This is a genomic window from Rhodococcus sp. MSC1_016, assembly GCF_023667485.2.
Lineage (GTDB): Bacteria > Actinomycetota > Actinomycetes > Mycobacteriales > Mycobacteriaceae > Rhodococcus_F > Rhodococcus_F oxybenzonivorans.
This window is the reverse complement of sequence record NZ_JAMOZI020000001.1, coordinates 6,961,667-6,979,236: the sequence shown is the minus strand read 5'-3', so window position 1 is coordinate 6,979,236 and position 17,570 is coordinate 6,961,667. Positions and strand designations below refer to the sequence as shown.

The 17,570-nt window shown below is 64.4% G+C and carries 13 protein-coding genes and 2 pseudogenes; 5 read left to right on the top strand and 10 right to left on the bottom strand.

What is annotated here, in order from left to right:
• The 4 genes and pseudogenes from L1080_RS32420 to L1080_RS32405 form a co-directional block, all read right to left on the bottom strand.
• Positions 1–512, bottom strand: a pseudogene (locus L1080_RS32420) (flavin reductase); the annotation flags it as partial.
• A gap of 35 nt (positions 513–547) precedes the next feature.
• Positions 548–1,768 carry a styrene monooxygenase/indole monooxygenase family protein gene (locus tag L1080_RS32415; protein ID WP_159924265.1) on the bottom strand — a complete coding sequence of 407 codons (1,221 nt, stop codon included), beginning with the start codon at positions 1,766–1,768 and terminating at the stop codon, positions 548–550.
• A gap of 27 nt (positions 1,769–1,795) precedes the next feature.
• Positions 1,796–2,590: an SDR family oxidoreductase gene (locus tag L1080_RS32410; RefSeq protein WP_159924263.1), complete on the bottom strand. Its 795-nt coding sequence runs from the start codon at positions 2,588–2,590 to the stop codon at positions 1,796–1,798.
• 151 nt (positions 2,591–2,741) lie between these two features.
• Complete coding sequence (locus L1080_RS32405) at positions 2,742–4,358, bottom strand: AMP-binding protein (RefSeq protein ID WP_250772534.1); 1,617 nt, start codon at positions 4,356–4,358, stop codon at positions 2,742–2,744.
• Between the two features lie 139 nt (positions 4,359–4,497).
• On the opposite strand from L1080_RS32405, the gene L1080_RS32400 reads away from it, so the two are divergent.
• On the top strand, positions 4,498–5,352 hold the full coding sequence (locus tag L1080_RS32400) for a PaaX family transcriptional regulator (RefSeq protein ID WP_159924259.1): 855 nt from the start codon (positions 4,498–4,500) through the stop codon (positions 5,350–5,352).
• Between the two features lie 3 nt (positions 5,353–5,355).
• On the opposite strand, the gene L1080_RS32395 is transcribed toward L1080_RS32400, so the two are convergent.
• From L1080_RS32395 to L1080_RS32380, 4 genes are read right to left on the bottom strand one after another with little or no spacing between them, the layout of a single operon-like run.
• Positions 5,356–7,023 (bottom strand): indolepyruvate oxidoreductase subunit beta family protein, encoded by a 1,668-nt coding sequence (locus L1080_RS32395; RefSeq protein WP_250772536.1) that lies wholly within the window; start codon positions 7,021–7,023, stop codon positions 5,356–5,358.
• The gene (locus L1080_RS32390) at positions 7,023–9,185 is read right to left on the bottom strand and encodes a thiamine pyrophosphate-dependent enzyme (protein WP_250772538.1); all 2,163 of its coding nucleotides are present in this window, start codon (positions 9,183–9,185) and stop codon (positions 7,023–7,025) included. Before L1080_RS32390 ends, L1080_RS32395 begins: the two co-directional genes overlap by 1 nt.
• 13 nt (positions 9,186–9,198) lie before the next feature.
• Positions 9,199–9,972: a cyclase family protein gene (locus tag L1080_RS32385; protein WP_159924255.1), complete on the bottom strand. Its 774-nt coding sequence runs from the start codon at positions 9,970–9,972 to the stop codon at positions 9,199–9,201.
• A gap of 8 nt (positions 9,973–9,980) precedes the next feature.
• Complete coding sequence (locus tag L1080_RS32380) at positions 9,981–11,567, bottom strand: phytoene desaturase family protein (protein WP_250772540.1); 1,587 nt, start codon at positions 11,565–11,567, stop codon at positions 9,981–9,983.
• A 273-nt stretch (positions 11,568–11,840) separates the two neighbouring features.
• Here L1080_RS32380 and L1080_RS32375 point away from each other — a divergent pair, with 273 nt between their 5' ends.
• From L1080_RS32375 to L1080_RS32365, 3 genes are all read left to right on the top strand, one after another.
• On the top strand, positions 11,841–13,040 hold the full coding sequence (locus L1080_RS32375) for a DDE-type integrase/transposase/recombinase (protein WP_459032175.1): 1,200 nt from the start codon (positions 11,841–11,843) through the stop codon (positions 13,038–13,040).
• Positions 13,041–13,321: 281 nt separating this feature from the next.
• Entirely contained in the window at positions 13,322–13,828 is a 507-nt protein-coding gene (locus tag L1080_RS32370; RefSeq protein WP_159924251.1) for a hypothetical protein, read from the top strand.
• Positions 13,829–14,037: 209 nt separating this feature from the next.
• The gene (locus L1080_RS32365) at positions 14,038–15,228 is read left to right on the top strand and encodes a lipase family protein (RefSeq protein WP_442972166.1); all 1,191 of its coding nucleotides are present in this window, start codon (positions 14,038–14,040) and stop codon (positions 15,226–15,228) included.
• A 44-nt stretch (positions 15,229–15,272) separates the two neighbouring features.
• Here L1080_RS32365 and L1080_RS32360 read toward each other — a convergent pair whose 3' ends face one another.
• The gene (locus L1080_RS32360) at positions 15,273–15,836 is read right to left on the bottom strand and encodes a TetR/AcrR family transcriptional regulator (protein WP_250777985.1); all 564 of its coding nucleotides are present in this window, start codon (positions 15,834–15,836) and stop codon (positions 15,273–15,275) included.
• Between the two features lie 102 nt (positions 15,837–15,938).
• Between L1080_RS32360 and L1080_RS32355 the strand changes: the two genes are divergently transcribed.
• Entirely contained in the window at positions 15,939–16,778 is an 840-nt protein-coding gene (locus L1080_RS32355) for an alpha/beta fold hydrolase (RefSeq protein WP_250777983.1), read from the top strand.
• 255 nt (positions 16,779–17,033) lie between these two features.
• Here L1080_RS32355 and L1080_RS32350 read toward each other — a convergent pair.
• A pseudogene (locus tag L1080_RS32350) lies at positions 17,034–17,492 on the bottom strand (type 1 glutamine amidotransferase domain-containing protein); the annotation flags it as partial.
• Positions 17,493–17,570: the final 78 nt, after the last annotated feature.

The window sequence follows — 17,570 nt, the reverse complement described above, 5'->3', positions numbered from 1 at the left end:
GACAATGCCCGCTGCGGCCGGTTGTACGGCGATTTCACCGAATCCGGGGGGAAGAGTCGTCCGAGGTCGCCCTTGCCGCTCGAGATGATGACCAGGTCGTGGCTGTGGGCAAGATTTTCGATGTCCCCGGGCCTCGCCGCCTTGATGATCAGATCGCCACCGAGTTCTACGAACTCGTCGACCCAATCCGCACACTTGACGCGCTGGTCGACCGACTGCGCGAAACCGATCAAGGGTGTCGTTACCGTGATCTCGTTGCTGTCATGGGTTTTCGAGACAGTGAGCGCCATCGTGTCGATGTGCGGGCACCGCTCCTCCCAGCGGTCGAGCCCGAGATCCCGCTCGATCTGCAGTGCCGAGTCGAACATGCACTGGCTGGACATGACGGGACCGATCCGGACCTCGTCGGGCGTTCGGTCGGTCACCAGGGTGACGCGGAAGTCACGTGTGAGTAAGGCGAGCGCCAGTAGCGCCCCGGACTGTCCGGCTCCGACGATAGCAATGCTGCGCATGACTGACGGCTTCCAATCGTTGATTCGGGCGAATGCTAGTTCGCGACGTCGGTGAGGTACTGGGCGGCGGCTTCGGGTGTCATGAACCAGTGGAAGAAGTCACGCGGATCGTCGAATCCGTTGGCAAACCGGCGAGCGATTCGTGGCTCGGTGGCTGCGGCGCTGAGCAGTGTCAGCACATGCTCCGGAGGCGGGCTGAGTAGCGCATTCGTCCACGACGCCACGTATTGGGCGTAATCCCAATATCGTTCGAAGGTGTTGGTCATGAATGCGGCGTCGAAGGGTCGGTCGCCCTGCTCGATGATGCTGGCAAGGTAGGAGGCCGCGCACTTGCTCGCGTTGTTCGAGCCCTGGCCGGTGAGCGGATCATTGAGGACCACCACGTCGGCAAGCCCGAGGATATTCGCACCCGAAGGTAAGACGCCGATCGGCTTGCGAACCGTGGGTGGGAATCGACCCGCGAGGATCCCGTTGTCATCGGTGAGGGTGATGTCGGCGCAGCGCTCGGCCTCCCAGGGGACGAACGTCTCGACCACCCACTTGGACTTTGCCAGATGCTCCTCGGGAGTCGTCACATCCGCCCAGCAGTCCATCGGTCCACCCGGGATGCCCTCCATCACCATGATTTCGCACGGTCCACTGGTGGTGAGCGCAGGAAAGGCGAAATACTCACCGACACCCGGAATCATGTTGAACGCCACCGCGGAATGTTCCTCCCGCGGCACCATTCCGTTGACGTAAGTCAGCGCCAGGGCACGCTGTGGGCGGTCGAAGACCGACCGTGTGGCGTCCCGCTCGAACATCTTCGCGATCTCGCCCTTGCCTGCGGCGAGAATCACCAGATCGGAGTCGGCAGCGAACTCTTCGAGGTCACCGATCCCGGCATCCTGGATCACCAGCTTGCCGCCGCGTAATTCGAATTCCTCGAGCCACTTGGGCATTTTCACGCGCTGATCGACCGACTGGGCGGGGAGGTCGAGGCGCGACGCCCAGGAGAAGGCCTGGTTTCCGTTGTCGGCGACAGTGAACGAGATGCCCTCGACCGAGGGGCATTCATCGCTCCAGAGGTCCAGTCCGACGGCGCGCTCACGCGCGAGGGCCCCGCCGAACATGCACTGACTGGACATGACCTTGCCCTCACGGATCTGCTCCGGAGTCCGGTTGGATACGACGGTCACGTCGTACCCGGCGTCGACCAGACCTATGGCGAGCTGAAGTCCTGCCTGGCCGGCTCCAACGATGGTGATTTTGCGCATGGGAAAGAAAGTCCTTTGTGTCGACGGTTATCGGGCGAGAAGCGGAATGGCCGGGGTTGCCTGTTCGGGCCCCATCGCGGAGTAGCCTCCGTCGATGGCCCAGTCGGCTCCGGTGACGAAGGCGGCGCGGGGCGAACACAGGTACGCGATCACGTCGCCCACCTCGGTGGGGTCTCCGACTCGGCCGGCGAGGTGGAACTGCCCGGCTACCCGGTCGGTCTTGGCCCGGTCCGACCCCGAGAGCTCATCCATCACCTTCGACCAGATCCAGCCCGGACTCACCGAGTTGACGCGAATGTTGTCGCCGGCAAGGTCCATCGCCATGTTCCGGGTCAGTTGCACCACGGCTGCCTTGGAAACGGGGTACAGCCATCGCCCTGTCTGGGCGACCTTCGAGGAGATGGAACCGAAGTTCACGATGGCGCCACCGCCCTGCGCGGCCATGTGCGGGCGGACCGCTGCGGCGAACATAGCGGCGCTCACGACGTTCACATCGAGAGCGGTGGTCCATTGGGTGCGGCTGGACTCGGCGCCGTCGTCGATGTAGGTACACGCCAGGTTCACCAAAAAGTTGATGGAGCCGAAAGTGTCGAGGGTGGTAGCCACGCAGGCCTCGATCGCCCCGTCGTCGGTGATGTCGGTCTCGCTGAACAGAGCGTTCTTCTTGCCGTCGACAGCGATCTTGCCACCGTCCCGGTCGATGTCGGCGACAACGACGTTGACACCACTCTCGTGCAGAGAGTCGACGACGCCGCGCCCGATCTTGGTGGCGCCGCCGGTGATGATGGCCGTCTTGCCGTCGATCCCGAGATAGTCGCTCATGGTCTAGATCTCCTGACTTCGCTCACGATGTGATCTGCAACACTAGGAACATTTTGGGTGATGATCTATCCGCTGAACGCGTCGACTGTGCAGATTGCGCTCACTTTGATTCCGCCGAGTTTTTCGCCGGCAATGCCGAATTCAGGCGCGACTAGCGCGTGGCCCGTCGGAACTCCCGCAGCCGGTAGCGCTGGATCTTGCCGTTCGGGGTGCGCGGCAAATGGGCGAGGAAATCGATACTGCGAGGGTACTTGTACGGTGCCAGCTGATTTCTGACGAAGTCCTGGAGTTCGCGGACCTTGGTGTCGCTGCCCACGGTGTCCGAGATCAGTACGACTGCCGCGTGGACGATCATTCCCCGATCGGGGTCGGGCAGACCCACGACCGCGCATTCCTTCACGTCGGGGTGCCGGCCCAGCGCTTCTTCGACCTCCGGGCCGGCGATGTTGTAGCCGGACGAGACGATCATGTCGTCACTACGTGCCTGGTACCAGAAGTAGCCGTCGGAGTCGCGAATATACGTATCTCCGGTGATGTTCCACCCGTTCTGGACGTACTGGTGCTGGCGGTCGTCGGCAAGATATCGGCAACCGGTCGGGCCGGTCACCGCCAAACGTCCCGGTGTGCCGTCGGGAACGGGCTGTCCGTCGTCGTCGAGTACCGCTGCGGTATAACCCGGTACGGCCTTCCCGGTGGCCCCGGGTCGGATGTCGTCGTCACTAGCCGCGATGAAGACATGCAGCATTTCGGTGGCACCGATGCCGTTGATGATGCGAATTCCGGTCTCCTCGTGGAACTCTTCCCACACCGCTGTCGGCAGATGCTCGCCCGCAGACACGCAGCGACGAACCGAGGCGAGACTCTGCGCCTTGTTCTCGCGGAGAATTGCCCGGTACGCGGTGGGGGCGGTGAACAACACCGACACTGCGTGTTCCCGTACCGCGTCGGCCAGCTCACTCGGAATTGTCTTCTCGAGTAGTAACGTCGCGGCACCCACTCTCAGCGGGAAGGCCACGAGACCGCACAGCCCGAAGGTGAACGCCAGTGGTGGCGTTCCCGTGAAGACGTCCGAGGAAGTCGGCCGGAGTACCCGTGCCGAGAAGGTGTCCGCAACGGCAAGGATGTCGCGGTGGAAGTGCATCGTCGCTTTCGGGGTACCGGTGGTTCCGGATGTGGTGGCCAGCAGAACGACATCGTCGGCCGCGGTGGCGACGTTGGTGAAGCGCCCGGATTTGGCGGCGGTGCGGGCGATGAGGTCGGTGGGTTCGTTACTTCCGTAGAACAGAGCGCCGATCTGGCCGGTCTCGATCAGGTCGGCTGCGAACCGGTGATCACACAGCGCGAGCGAGGGTGTGGTGAGGTCGATAATTTTGCTCAGTTCACCGCTGCGAAGCAGCGGCATGGTCGTCACGGCAACGCCGCCTGCCTTCACCACCCCGAACCAGCAAGCCACCAACCATGGGTTGTTCGGCCCGCGGAGCAATACGCGGTTGCCCGGTACCAGCCCGAAGTCTTCGGTGAGTATCTGGGCGATCTGGTTGGCGCGGCGCAAAAGTTGCCCGTAGGTCCAGTTTTCGGACGGCGAGAGCAGCGCTGGGCGATCTCCGCCCAAGGCGGCGACCTGGTCGTCGAGAAGTGAAGATGCGCAGTTCAGGCGGTCCGGGTACCGCAACTCCGGGAGGGTGAATTCGAAGTTCGGCCACAGATTTTCCGGGGGGAGGTTGTCGCGGCAGAACGAGTCCAGGTGCGCCGACGGAGACAGCGTCATAGATGGCCTTCCCACTATAGATATGGACGTCGCAAGCGTATGCACTGATTGTTACGCTCGTCAACGATACGAAATATTGCATAGATCGCCTGCTGGCCACCCGATGCTTCGTGGCCGCGACGATGGTTATGGTGTATCCATGACGACGGAGAGCTTCGCCGACGACTTGGCCATCGAACGATCGAACGAGCTGCAACCGCGCGAATTGATCGTGACGATCTTCGGGCTCTACGCACGGGCCGAGTCGAACTGGTTGTCGGTTGCCTCCGTGGTCCGGCTGATGTCCCATCTCGGTGTGGACGGAGCCGCGGTTCGCTCGTCGATTTCACGGCTCAAGCGACGCGAAACGTTGGAAGCCCATCGTCACGACGGCGCCGCGGGCTATTCGCTGTCCAAGCAGACTCTGGATGCACTCGCCGAGGGCGATGTCAGGATCTTCGATCGCAAGCGCGCCGAGATCGAAGACGGCTGGTTGATGGTGGTCTTCTCCATCCCCGAATCAGAACGGGACAAGCGGCACATTCTCCGAACGTTCCTGACCCGTCTCGGCTTCGGCACCACCGCGCCGGGGGTATGGATCGCACCGGGAAGCCTCGTGCGCGAGACCAGGGAAACGCTGGAACGGCGAGGACTCAGCGAATACGTCGACATGTACAGCGCGGAACACCTCGGCTTCGGCGATCTCCGCACGAAGGTGCGCACCTGGTGGGATCTCGACGCACTCACTACCCTCTATGCCGCATTTCTCGACAAGTACCGTCCGGTCCTCGAACGGTCGAGCGCCGGAACACTCACCCCGCGAGACGCCTTCGCCGAATATGTGCCCATGCTCACCGAGTGGCGGCGGCTGCCCTACCTCGATCCCGGCCTCCCCCTTCCCCTCCTTCCACCGGGATGGAACGGTGTCACGGCCGGCCGGCTCTTCGACGAACTGAACGACGCCCTCAGCGGACCGGCCAGAGAACACGCAATGCGGGTCATCCACCAGCCCTGACCGTTACCCGCGGCCGGAAGCCGTGGCCTCCAGTTGCTGGACGAGGCTGTCCCCCAGCTTCATAGTCGCCAGCTTGGCGTCCAGTCGGGCTCCGTCTTCGTCGGCGAGCGCGGACTCACGGAGCTCTGCCAGCGAAGTGACCGCACCGGGTGAGCCGACCAATGCGTGGGCCGCGGACATCAACTTGCCGAAGCTGTCGCCGCCGTGCTCATACGTGGCGCCGTAACCCTTGAGGACACGCTGGCATTCGACGATCTCACGTCCGAGGTCGGCATCGACTGCTGCAGCCCGCAGCGCGTGGTCGATCCACTCCTCGATGGCCGCCTGCTCCCGAACGAACCGCAGTGACCGCGGGCGGAGGGGTCGCAACCGCGCCATGGTGCTCAACATCGTGTAACCGTGCACCGAACTCGTGTTCAGGATCATCCCCTTGTGGGTGATCGCGCCGACCAACCGCTGGAACCACTTCGAACGGTGCATGCGGGCCCCCAGTCGGGAGGGCATCGTGTCGGTGATCTCGTCGATCTGCGGATGGAGGTATTCACGAACCTGCATCAGTTGGTGGCGTTCCGCCCGCGCCTCGGCGCGGATCCGCTCCATCCGCGCCTGCCGCGTCTTCTGCAGCGCGACCTGGATCGTGTCTTGGTAACACATCCACAACCCGATGTGCCGGGCCGCTTCGGTGGTCAGCCGAGCCGCTCCGGCTGTGTCCGGATCAACCTCGGCAAAGCGCATGACCCGGGAGAGATAGCGCTCGGCGTAGTACAGATTCTGGTACACCGCGGTGCGGACCAGTCCGTGCAGAATCATCGACCGCGCCGCGGGAGGGAGATCCAGGACTCGCGCGGCGAGCGGCCGCAGGGCCGGCCCGACCAGTGCGAAGGGATCTGTCGCCGCGACCGTTCTACGCCGTGCCTCTTCCTCCGCTTTGCGATCCTCCGGGGTCACCGGTCGCGGTCCGATCGAGATGGGAATCGGATTCGACTTCCGTGCGGGGCGTGGCTTCTGCTGCTGCACCGCAGCGTCGAAGCCCGCAGAGAAGGCCTTCAGTGAGGATTCGACGCCCTTTCCGAAGGCGTGGATCGGCGCCTCGAACTGGTCCCTGGTGAACGGAAGGGTCCCGGAGCCGGCGAGCGCGCCGAACAGTGCGGCGCTGATGACGCTGCGACTCTGTTCTGCCATCTCCATGAAGTCGGCGGCGATCAGTCGCTTCGAGGCCCGCTGGGCCGCCGCGACGAGTTCGGAGCTGTCGGCGCGACCGTCACCGAGGGCCATCTTTTCGTCGATGGAGTACACGCGATTGGTCGAGGTGATCAAGGTCGTTCGATCGGGTGTGACGAACCCACGCTGGACGGCCCGGCCGCATTCCATCAATTCCGAGGCGATCAGGACATCCACCTCGCCGGGACTCGGAAACACGCTGAGCACCGGTTCGATTCGGGCGTCAGCTGCCGATGACGGATTCGGCTCGTCGCCAGGCGGAAAGATCTCGACGTAGTAGACCGTCGCCCCGGTGCGCTGGGCGACACCGGCGACGGAGGTGTTCTGCGCGTAGTGGCCGGCGTTCTCGGCGACGGCGACGATCCAGTCGGCGAGCACGCCGCCGCCTTCGCCGCCCAGGGCGACGATCGCCAGAGTGATCGGACGTTGACCGTTGTACCAGTTGGACATCAGGCTGCCTCGAATTGAGCGGCGCGGCGTTCGATGCCGCGGGATGCGATCTTGATCCACCACGAGCGGACGTTCGCAAGGAGCTGTTCGCGGCGGGTGGGGTTGTCGATGACGTCGGTGCGGTAGAAGGACGGGCACAGCACCGCGGCGTGGGCATTTTCCCCGCACACTCCACAGCCGACGCAGCTGTCGAGGACCTCGGCGATCGGGTCGGTGCGCATCGGATCCGGGTTGGGTGCGATCGTCAACGACGGGCAGCCGGAGATCCGGATGCAGGCGTGGTCGCCGGTGCAGGTGTCGGGGTCGACCCCGAACCGCTCGCGCACCACCCGCTTACCGGCAGCCAGTGCTGCGCTTCTGTCGCGCTTGACGCGGCGCTGGGCATTGAGTTGGCACTCGCTCTGCATGACGAGCACCTTGGGTCCCGACTCCTCTGTGGTGAGGGCCTCGACGAACGTGTCACGAACCTTGCCGACGTCGTAGGTGTTCTTGATCGTGCGTGCCCATTTCACGCCGATACCGCGGACGGCTTTCTCGATCGGGTGCTGGGTGGACCGGGTGGGGAGGTCTGCCCGGGATGACAGCACGTCCTGCCCACCGGTCGCCGCGGCGTAGGCGTTGTCGACGATGAGGTGGACCTGATCGCTCTTGTTGAAGACGGCGTTGCCGATGCCACTGGTGAGGCCGTTGTGCCAGAAACCGCCGTCACCCATGATCGCGATGCTGCGCCGGTCGGTGTCCTTGGAACTCAAGGCGGAGGCACCGGCTGATCCGAGGCCGTATCCCATCGTCGTGGCTCCGAGGTCGAACGGTGCGTTGACGGCGAAGAGGTGACAGCCGATGTCGGCGCTGACGTGATGTTTGCCGGTCTCCCGCTCGGCGAGTTTAAGACCGCTGAAAATCGGGCGTTCGGGGCATCCGGTGCACAGTCCCGGCGGCCGCGGCGAGATGACCTCGGACGACACGCGGGGAGCGGTGGGGCTCGTCGGGTCGTCGGGATCACGCAGCAGGGCGGGCTGGTGCGCGACGACGTCCGGGAGGTACCGCTGGAGGAACTCGTTGACGCCGCGGGTGACGACCGTCGAGGTGTATTCGCCGGCGAGCGTCAGCATGTCCTTGCCGTGCAGTGCGGTGGCAATGTCTGCCCGGCGCAGAATCGCGTTCAGGTTCTGCTCGATGTAGTCGGGCTGGCCCTCCTCCAGGAGGAAGACGGCGCGCTTGCCCTGGCAGAACTCGATGATCTCGTCGTCGACGACCGGGTAGGTGACGTTCATGACGTACGTCGGTACCTGGGTGCGCCCGAACGCGTCGGAGCAGCCGAGCAACTCCATCGACCGGTTCAGCGTGTTGTAGAGACCGCCCTGCACGATGATGCCGATGTCGGCTTTGTCGTTCCCGAAGACCTCGTTGAGACCGCGGTCCTTGATGAATGCGACCGCCGCCGGCCACCGGTCGTGAATCTTCTCCTTCTCGTGCAGGAAGCTGGCCGGCGGTAGCACGATCCGGTCGATGTCGCGCAGCGGATTGTCGAGCGCATCGCTGACTGTCATGGGTGGACGCTTGTTGTCCTTGGCGACGAACGCCCCGTGCAAGTGGCAGGAGCGGAGCCGCAGGTCGAGCATCACCGGGGTGTTGCTCGCCTCGGACAGCTCGAAGCCGACCTCGACCGCGTCGACGATCGCCGAGACGTTGGGCCGGGGATCGAGCAACCACATCTGCGACTTCATCGCGAAGGCGTGGGAACGCTCCTGCATGATGCTCGAGCCCTCGCCGTAGTCCTCGCCGAGGATGACGAGCGCGCCGCCGGTGACGCCGCCGCTGGCCAGGTTCGCCAGCGCGTCCGAGGCGACATTCAGGCCGACCGTGGATTTGAAGGTCACCGCACCGCGGAGCGGGTAGTGAACGGACGCCGCCAGCATCGCGGCCGCGGTCGCCTCCGAGGCGCTGTTCTCGAAATAGACCCCGAGCTCGTCGAGGATCTCGTGGGCGTCACCGAGGACATCCATCAGGTGCGAGATCGGTGCACCCTGGTAGCCGCCGACATAGGCCACACCGGATTGCAGCAGTGCCTTGGTGACGGCGAGGATGCCCTCGACGTGCAGGGTGGTGCCGGCGCCGTTGCGGAGTTGTTCGACTTCGGCGGCGAAAGAACGTTCGGCCATATCTGACTCTTCCTTACTTCTCGACCAGTGCGACCACGCGGGCGGGACTGCCTGATCCGCCGACGATGGGCAGTGGCAGGACCGCGAGCGCGAATCCAGTCGGCGGCAGGCGATCGAGGTTCTGCAGCTGGGTCAGTCCCAGCTTGCCCGCGCCGAGCATGTGGTGGTGGCAGGGGAACGTCGGATCCAGTGCGGCAGCCTGACCGGCGTCGGTGCCGACGGTTTCCACACCCACCCCGACCAGGTCGGTTTCCTCGGCGAGCCAGCGTGCACACTCGGCCGTGAAACCTGGTGTATGCGAACCGGTCTCGTCGATGTTGAGGAAGTCGTCGCTGTTTTCCGATCGACTCGACCACCCGGTGCGGTAGAGGAGCCAACCACCGGAGGGGAGGGCACCGTGCGTGCGTTGCCACTGCTCGATGTCGGCGATATCGAGGAGGAAGTCCGGGTTCTCGGCCACCCGGTCGGTGACATCGAGTACGACGGCCGAGGTGATCAGCGAGCGCAACGGCACCTGTGACACATCCAGTCCGTCCTTGCCGGTGATCCAGTGGTTCGGCGCATCGACGTGGGTGCCGGTGTGTTCGCCGGTGTGGATGTTGTTCCAGTACCAGCCCGGTCCCTCCTCGTCGTAACGGCTGATCAACTCCAGGCGAAACGGCAGGGTGTTCTTGAACGGTTCCGGCAAACGCAGCACCGGGGTCTTGTCCGTCAGTGGTGCGGTGAGGTCGATCAATTCGATGCGCTCGCCGGCAATGGACGCGAGAAGGTCGGTGATCACTGGCATGTCAACTCCTAGTTGGCTTTACGCTGCCGCTGCGCGGCAAGTTTGGTGGCCACCAGATGGCCTGAACCGGCGCCCAGTCCGGCTCCGGGATGAGTGGACGCCCCGATGTGCCAGAGCCCGTCCACGCAGGTCCGATGCCGTCCGGCCTCCGGCAGTGGGCGCCACAGGAAGCTCTGATCCAGCTCGGAACTGCCGCCGTAGGGGTCTCCGCCGACGGCATTTTCGTTGTATACCGCGAGATCGGCCGGCGAGATCACGTCCGTTCCGAGGATCTTCAGACCATGGGTGTGCGCGTCCACGCGATCGATGACGCGCTGGGCGTACGCCTTGGCCAGTTCCGGGGTCCAACCGTCCGCGGTGTTCAGCTCGCCGGCGGCGTCGCCGAGCGGTTCGTACGGAACTTCCTGCAGTTGCAACCAGAGCGAAGCGGCACCGGACGGAACGCGTGAGGGATCCAAAAGGGATTGTTGTCCCACCACGACTGTCGGCTTCCTGGGGAGAAGACCGGCCTCCGCTTCCGCACGGGCAATACCGGTACTCGCCGATCCATCCGAGATATGAACCAGCGGAACCTCATCCAGGCGGGTATCGCGCCACCTGGGTGATTCGGACAAGGCGATGTGGATCTGCATCTCACCGCGCCCGTACCGGTACCGCCGTGCCTGGGCCCGCAGCGGGGCAGGACTCGCCTCGGGAGGCAGCAACGACCCGTACAAGGCGGTGGGTGTTACCGACGCCAGTACGGCGCGCCGGGCCCGGTAGCGTCGCCCTGCCGTTTCCACGCCGGTCGCACGTCCTCCCTCGACAATGATGCGATCGACGCGGGATCCGGTATGCACCTCGACGCCCAATTCGTCGAGTAGTCCTCGAAAGGCCTGGAGCAGTCGTGCCGATCCTCCCTCGACGACCGGCAGTCCGAACCCGTGGACGGTGGCCGCCAGCACCGGAATCATGAAGCCGCCGGAGGCATTGTCCGGCGACAGACCCGCGTGCAGCAGCCACGGCACCCACAGGTGATCTACCTCGGGACCGACATACTCCCGAGAACAGTAGGCGCGGCCCGACGCAGCGAGGTCTCGAAGCCACTTCTCGGAGCCGCGCCGCCCGTTGGTTCTGAAGAAGCGCGCCAGTAGTGGAACGACTCCGGCGCTGCGGATTTCGCTGCCCATTATTCCGCCGATCACCGGTGCGTTGCGAACGAACCGGTGCAACGCTTCCAGATAGGCAGTCGCGTCTTCTTCGTTGCCGAAGCCCGCTGCCGTCAGCTCCGGATCGCGATACGCCAGGGTGACGCGGCCGCTGTCGGCAACGCTCGCGGTCACGGCCTCGTCGGTGTTGCAGAATCGCAGCCCGTGACGGGCCAGGTCGTCGCCGAGCGCCGTGTGCGCGGGGCCCGACACGAACAGCGGGTACCAGGAAGAGAACGTGTCGTGCACGTAGCCGGGCACCGTGCGCTCACCGCTCCCGACGAACCCACCGATCTCCGGATTACTCTCCAGGAGTGCCACTTTCCAGCCAGATCGCGCCAGCATGGACGCGGCGACGAGTCCGTTGATTCCGGAACCGACGATGACGGCATCGAATTCGTTGTGCATCACATTCCCTTCGACTGTGAGCCACAACACTATTGACACCGAAGCGGTGAAGCTATCCTCTTTGCGCGCGTCTTATCCGAATGCCGCTCACTTCTGCGACGACCCGGTGCCGATGAGGGGGACGTGCCCCCTCGGGGGCCCCTGTGAGTACTTATTAACCGCCCGCGGGTTGTTGAGTCTGGGGACATGTGAGACAGATGATGTCCACCCAGATGTGAGACACGCTGCTGTCGATTGAGGTATGAGGCACCTGACTGGTCGTGGACTTGGTTCATGACCGGAACGGAAGCCGTCATGGAACTGCTACACGCCCTGCTGGTGGTCTCGCAGACCACCGGCGCCGACATGTTCGACGGGAACTTCGCCCGCTGGTGCACCGACCACGGGATCTCCCGCGCCACCGCCTACCGGCACAAGAAACGGATCGAGGAGGACGGCCGGTGGACCGCCCGGTCCCGCCGGCCCACCTCCTGCCCACACGCCACCGCGTGGGAGGTGGAGGCCGAGATCGTGCGGCTTCGCCTCAACCTGCCCCATCACGAGCGCGGCGCCGACACCATCGCCTACCACCTGAACGCGGTCGCCGAGAAACAACACTGGTCCGAGCAGGGCTGGACCATCCCGTCCCGGGCCACGATCAACAAGATCCTCTCCCGCTACCACCTGGTCGTCCCCGAGCCGAAGAAACGCCCGAAATCGTCCTACCGCCGGTTCTGCTACCGCAAACCCCGCGACTGCTATCAGATCGACGCCACCGAAGTTCGGTTGGCGACCGGAGCCAAGGCCACCGTCTTCGAGGTCCTCGACGACTGCACCCGCACCCTGGTCGCCACCCGGGTCGCGGACGCCGAGACCGCCGCCGGGGCGATCGCGGCGATCATCGCCGCGTTCACCGACTTCGGGGTTCCGGCACTGGTACTCGCCGACAACGGCAGCGCGTTCACCTCCCGCCGCACCAAGGGCGGCACCTCGGGCTTCACCCGGGTCGTGAAGCGGGCCGGGGCGCGGCTGATCCACTCCACCCCATACCACCCACAGACCTGCGGGAAGGTCGAACGCCACCACCGCACCTTCAAGCAATGGTTGGCCACTCACCCCACCCAACCGACCACTCTGATCGAACTGCAGCAGCTCTGCGACACCTACCAGCGGTTCTACAACACCGACCGCCCGCACAGTGCGGTCAAGATGCCGCCACTGCAGGCCTGGCAGAACGCGCCACTCCTCGGTGGGCCACAAGCACTTCCGATCCAACACGACGCCACCGTGCACGCCCTGATCGTCTCCTCCGCCGGCACCGTGTGCATCGACTCCCACACCCGACTGAGCGTCGGCCGGCGCAGAGCCGGGCAGACCATCACCCTGCTCCACGACGACGACCACGTCACCGCCTACACCGCCGACGGCAACGTGATCGGACACCTACACCTCGACCACACCAAGCGCTACCAAGGACAACTCCAACCCGCCTAAAATCTGTCTCGCATCTACGTAGACACCCGTGTCTCATATCAACGTAGACAGCACAAACCGCCCGCGGGTAATAAGTACTCACAGGTCTTATGGTGACGACGGTCACATCTGTTGACTTGCGGGATGATCACAGCATCTACTTAGGCGGCCCTCACAGAGGGCAGGCTAACCGTTCTCGCGCTTCAGCCGAGGCTCACCCCCCGGGTGATCCGGAGCTGGGACGCAAGGATCACATGCGCCGCGTGCGGGGGCCCGGCGACTAACGACAAGGACATACTCTCGTGGCTTCTTCCACCAAGCGGCGCCTGGCCGGCGCCGGCATCATCGCCGGACTCTCCGCGCTCACACTGATCGCAAACCCCGCCATCGGTTCCGCAGCGATCACCGGTGCGGCGACCGTGACCGCAGACGCCGGTGCAGGCACGATCACCACCTCGATCACCGGACTGAACACCACCAAGCCGTTCGTCAAGTGCGAGGGCACCGTCTACAGCGCCGACGCAACGGTCCTCGACTCCACGACGAAAGTGGGCCAGAGCTTCCCCGTGACCGGTCCGACCATGGTCGCCGGTCAGGTGCTGACCAATGCGTCCGGCGTCGGCACCTCGGCTGTTTTCCCCGACGGCGAATACCAGGTGCGCACGAAGTGCAAGGAGGAGGGCGACGTCGACTACCAGGACCCCATCGCCCCCGTGCGGGTCACTGTCAGCTCGACCACCCCAGGCGGCGGCGGCCTGGACTTCGGTCTCGACGGTCTCCTCGAGCTGTTCAGCGGATTCGGTAGCTAACAGCTGGAGCGGCGGTGGCCACGTCTCGGACCTGGCCACCGCGACCCGCTGCGTCGAACGACGTCATCTGCCCGGGTGACAGCGCATTGTCGGGCGTTCGTCCACATGGGTGTCTGATGGTCCGTGCCGTGTCACATTTGTAACGGAGCCTCTCCCTGCTCGTATACAGTCACAGCGTCTTGACGATACGGCGCAGAGGGAGCAAATTCATGCGGCGAGCCTTCAGGGCATTGATGGCGGCGATGCTCGGTGCCATCTTCCTTGCAATGACAGTTCCGGTGCCGGCAAGCGCCGAACCGCTCTATCCCTGGCCCGACCCGGATCCGTTCTACCTCGCTCCCGCCGATCTCGCGGCAATTCAGCCGGGCGACGTGGTTCGCACTCGACGGATCGACACGTGGATGTACGCCAACTCGGACGGCTGGCAGATCGCGTTCCGTTCGACGAATTCTGCCGGAAATCCCATCCTGGCGGTCACGACGGTGCTGCTCCCCCGGGGCGTCGCGAATCCACCGCTGGTGTCGTATCAGGCGATCGTCAATTCACTGGGCACCAAGTGCGCGCCCTCACGAGCTCTATTCAACCTGGAGATGCAGGAATCGCCGGGGATGTATCTGGGCCTGCAGCGGGGATGGGCCGTTTCGGTGCCGGACCACCTCGGCCCGACCGGTGCGTACGGTGCCGCCAAACTCGGCGGCATGATCACGTTGGACAGCATTCGCGCAGTTCAGCGAGTATCCGAATTGGGCCTCACGAACAGCCCCGTAGCCCTGGCGGGCTACTCCGGCGGTGGAATGGCAAGCGCCTGGGCGGCAGCGCTCGCGCCGACCTATGCTCCCGAGCTGAAGCTTGCCGCTGTGGTGCAGGGCGGAATTCCGGCTGATCTCGAACAGATGGCCGAGGGGCTCGGGTTCAACCCGCACCCCGGGTTCGGGCTCGCTTTCGCGGCGGCCGTCGGCCTCGAGCGTGAGTACCCGGAACGGCTGCCGGTGTCGTCGCAGCTCAACGAAACCGGTCTGTGGCTGCGCGAATGGATGAGCAACGAGTGCCGGCGATTCCTTCTGTTCCACGGCGCTTTCCGGAACGCCGGACAGCTGGCCGCGTCGACCAGTCTTATGGCGAGTTCGACCGCACGCCAGGTGTTACGCGAGAACAGTCTCCGCTATTTCGAGGGTGTGCCGACGGCGCCGGTCTACATGTGGCACGGCACCCTGGACGGGCTCACGCCCTTCGATTCGGTGGCAGAGGTGGCTCGTCGATACTGCACCGCCGGAGCAAACCTGACGTTCGTGCCGTACGAAATCTCGGAGCACATGACCACTGCTGTGGTGGGTTTCCCGGATGCGTACGAGTTCATCGCGGCGCGATTCCGAGGCGAGCCCGCGCCGACACGGTGCTGAGCCGGGGCTTCGACACAGCGAGGTGAGCCGATAGTCCTGCGCCTTCAGCTCGTGACGGCACAGTTGTCGAGGAGTACGGCCGCGGCCGCTTTTGCGGCGGTAGCAGATTCGGGCGACTCGGAGATGGCGGCGGTTGTCTGCGCCCCCTCCGCGAGCAATGCGATTTGGAGCCCGACAATCGGCGCGCATCCGGCCTGTACGGCCAGGTCGGTGACATAGTCGATGAACTGCTTCTTGTGACTGTGTGCTGCCGCCGCGACCGCGGGCATGGTGCTGCCGAGCTCACCGAACGAATTGATGAAGGCGCAACCGCGGAACTCGTCCTCGTGGAACCAGGCGTCGAGAAAGTCGAATATCGACAACAGTTTCTCGCGCGGAGTGTCGTGTCGGCTCGCCTCCGCGCGAATGCCGTCATTCCACATTGCGGTACGCCCTTCGAGGACTCCGGTAACGATGGCAGCCTTGGACGGAAACAGTCCGTACATCCGCTTGAGGGAGATCCCGGCGGCGGTGCGTAACTCGTCCATGCCGACCGACTGGATGCCGCGCGCATAGAAGAGCGCATCGGCCGATTCGAGCACCGCCGCCTTCGCTGCGTCTACATCCACGTCACTTACCCCTTGCCCTGAGAACCATCGTTCTCTAGAGTAGTCCACGCACCGGAGAACGCACGTTCTCCGGTGAGTCGAGGATCAAGGAAGGGCGTCACCATGGCATATATCGAGGTCGGCACCGAGAACAGCACCCCCATCGAGGTGTACTACGAGGATCACGGCACAGGACAACCCGTCGTCCTCATCCACGGCTACCCGCTCGACGGCAACTCCTGGGAGCGCCAGTCGGCAGCACTGCTGAAAGCCGGATACCGGGTGATCACGTACGACCGTCGCGGGTTCGGGCAGTCCAGCAAGCCCACCACTGGCTACGACTACGACACGTTCGCCTCGGATCTGAACACCGTGCTAACCACGTTGGACCTCAACGACGTCATCCTCGTCGGATTCTCGATGGGCACCGGCGAGCTCGCCCGGTACGCCGGCATCTACGGCACTGATCGTGTCGCCAAGTTCGCCTTCCTCGCCTCGCTCGAGCCCTTCCTCCTGCAGACCGACGACAACCCGACCGGCGTGCCACAGTCGGTGTTCGACGGCATCGAGGCGGCAGCCCGCGAAGACCGGTTCGCCTGGTTCGACAACTTCTACAAAGACTTCTACAACCTCGACGAGAACCTCGGCAGTCGCATCAGCGAAGCCGCCGTACGCAACAGCTGGAATGTTGCGGCCGGAAGCGCTCCCGTTGCCGCGTATGCCGTCGTGTCCAGCTGGATCGAAGATTTCCGTGCCGACATCAAGAAGGTGCGCGAGTCGGGCAAACCTGCCTTGATCCTGCACGGGACGAAGGACAACATTCTCCCGATCGACGCCGCCGGGCGTCCGTTCCACGAAGCGTTTCCCGAAGCGCGGTACGTCGAGGTCGAAGGCGCCCCGCACGGCCTGCTCTGGACCCACTTCCAGGAGGTCAACGACGCCCTCCTCGACTTCGTGAAGTAGTCGAATCGGGCGTCCTTCCGCACCCGGCGCCGTCGAGATCCGTGAAGAGACCGACAGTCGCTTCACGGTCTCGGCGGGCCGGTGAAGTGGAACCACGGCAGGGAAAGGGCAGCTCTTCACCAAGGCGTAGGATCGCCGAACACGTTCGGACGCTAACGGGTGTGCAGCCTCTTCACCGCTGCTTCCGCCACAGCGCGGGGCGCTCCCCGGGTTCTGCCCCGTGATCAGCGTCCCCTCCTCGACCACATAGGTTGCGAACGGTTCGTCGGCGATGCTGTAGTTCGCTCCCAGCTTTTTCAGCTCATCCTGAAGACTGAACGGGACGGCGTCGGCCCGTTGTGCCGCCTCCTCTTCCGGCCAGGAGAAGCCAGTGACATTCTTGTCTTTGACAAGCGGAGTGCCGTCACTCAGGGGAACGCCCCGCAGGCCGGCCGGTCCGTGACACACCGCCGACACGATCCGGCCGGATTCGTAGAATTTCGCCGTCACTGCACCGAGGTCGTCACCGCCGAAGTCGAACATCACACCATGGCCGCCGGTGAAGTAGATGGCGTCGTATTCCTCGACGTCGACGTCTGCAACCTTCTTCGTGTCACGGAGAAGATCCATGAACTCGCGGTCGCGGTAGCGCATGTCGGTGCCGAGGTCACCGAGCACGTCGTGAGCGAGGCTCTCCGGGTCGATCGGTACGTAACCGCCTGCAGGACTGACAATGTCGACTTCGTAGCCGTTATCGGTGACGTAGTCGTAGAAGTGCGTCAGTTCGCCCAGTTACAGACCTGTCCGGTAGCC

What these genes read in the sequence shown, in the direction of transcription:
- L1080_RS32410 (WP_159924263.1), bottom strand. Translation starts at nt 2,590, where the DNA reads ATGAGCGACTATCTCGGGATCGACGGCAAGACGGCCATCATCACCGGC.
- L1080_RS32400 (WP_159924259.1), top strand. Translation starts at nt 4,498, where the DNA reads ATGACGACGGAGAGCTTCGCCGACGACTTGGCCATCGAACGATCGAAC.
- L1080_RS32380 (WP_250772540.1), bottom strand. Translation starts at nt 11,567, where the DNA reads ATGCACAACGAATTCGATGCCGTCATCGTCGGTTCCGGAATCAACGGA.
- L1080_RS32375 (WP_459032175.1), top strand. Translation starts at nt 11,841, where the DNA reads ATGACCGGAACGGAAGCCGTCATGGAACTGCTACACGCCCTGCTGGTG.
- L1080_RS32395 (WP_250772536.1), bottom strand. Translation starts at nt 7,023, where the DNA reads ATGTCCAACTGGTACAACGGTCAACGTCCGATCACTCTGGCGATCGTC.
- L1080_RS32415 (WP_159924265.1), bottom strand. Translation starts at nt 1,768, where the DNA reads ATGCGCAAAATCACCATCGTTGGAGCCGGCCAGGCAGGACTTCAGCTC.
- L1080_RS32405 (WP_250772534.1), bottom strand. Translation starts at nt 4,358, where the DNA reads ATGACGCTGTCTCCGTCGGCGCACCTGGACTCGTTCTGCCGCGACAAC.
- L1080_RS32355 (WP_250777983.1), top strand. Translation starts at nt 15,939, where the DNA reads ATGGCATATATCGAGGTCGGCACCGAGAACAGCACCCCCATCGAGGTG.
- L1080_RS32365 (WP_442972166.1), top strand. Translation starts at nt 14,038, where the DNA reads ATGCGGCGAGCCTTCAGGGCATTGATGGCGGCGATGCTCGGTGCCATC.
- L1080_RS32385 (WP_159924255.1), bottom strand. Translation starts at nt 9,972, where the DNA reads ATGCCAGTGATCACCGACCTTCTCGCGTCCATTGCCGGCGAGCGCATC.
- L1080_RS32390 (WP_250772538.1), bottom strand. Translation starts at nt 9,185, where the DNA reads ATGGCCGAACGTTCTTTCGCCGCCGAAGTCGAACAACTCCGCAACGGC.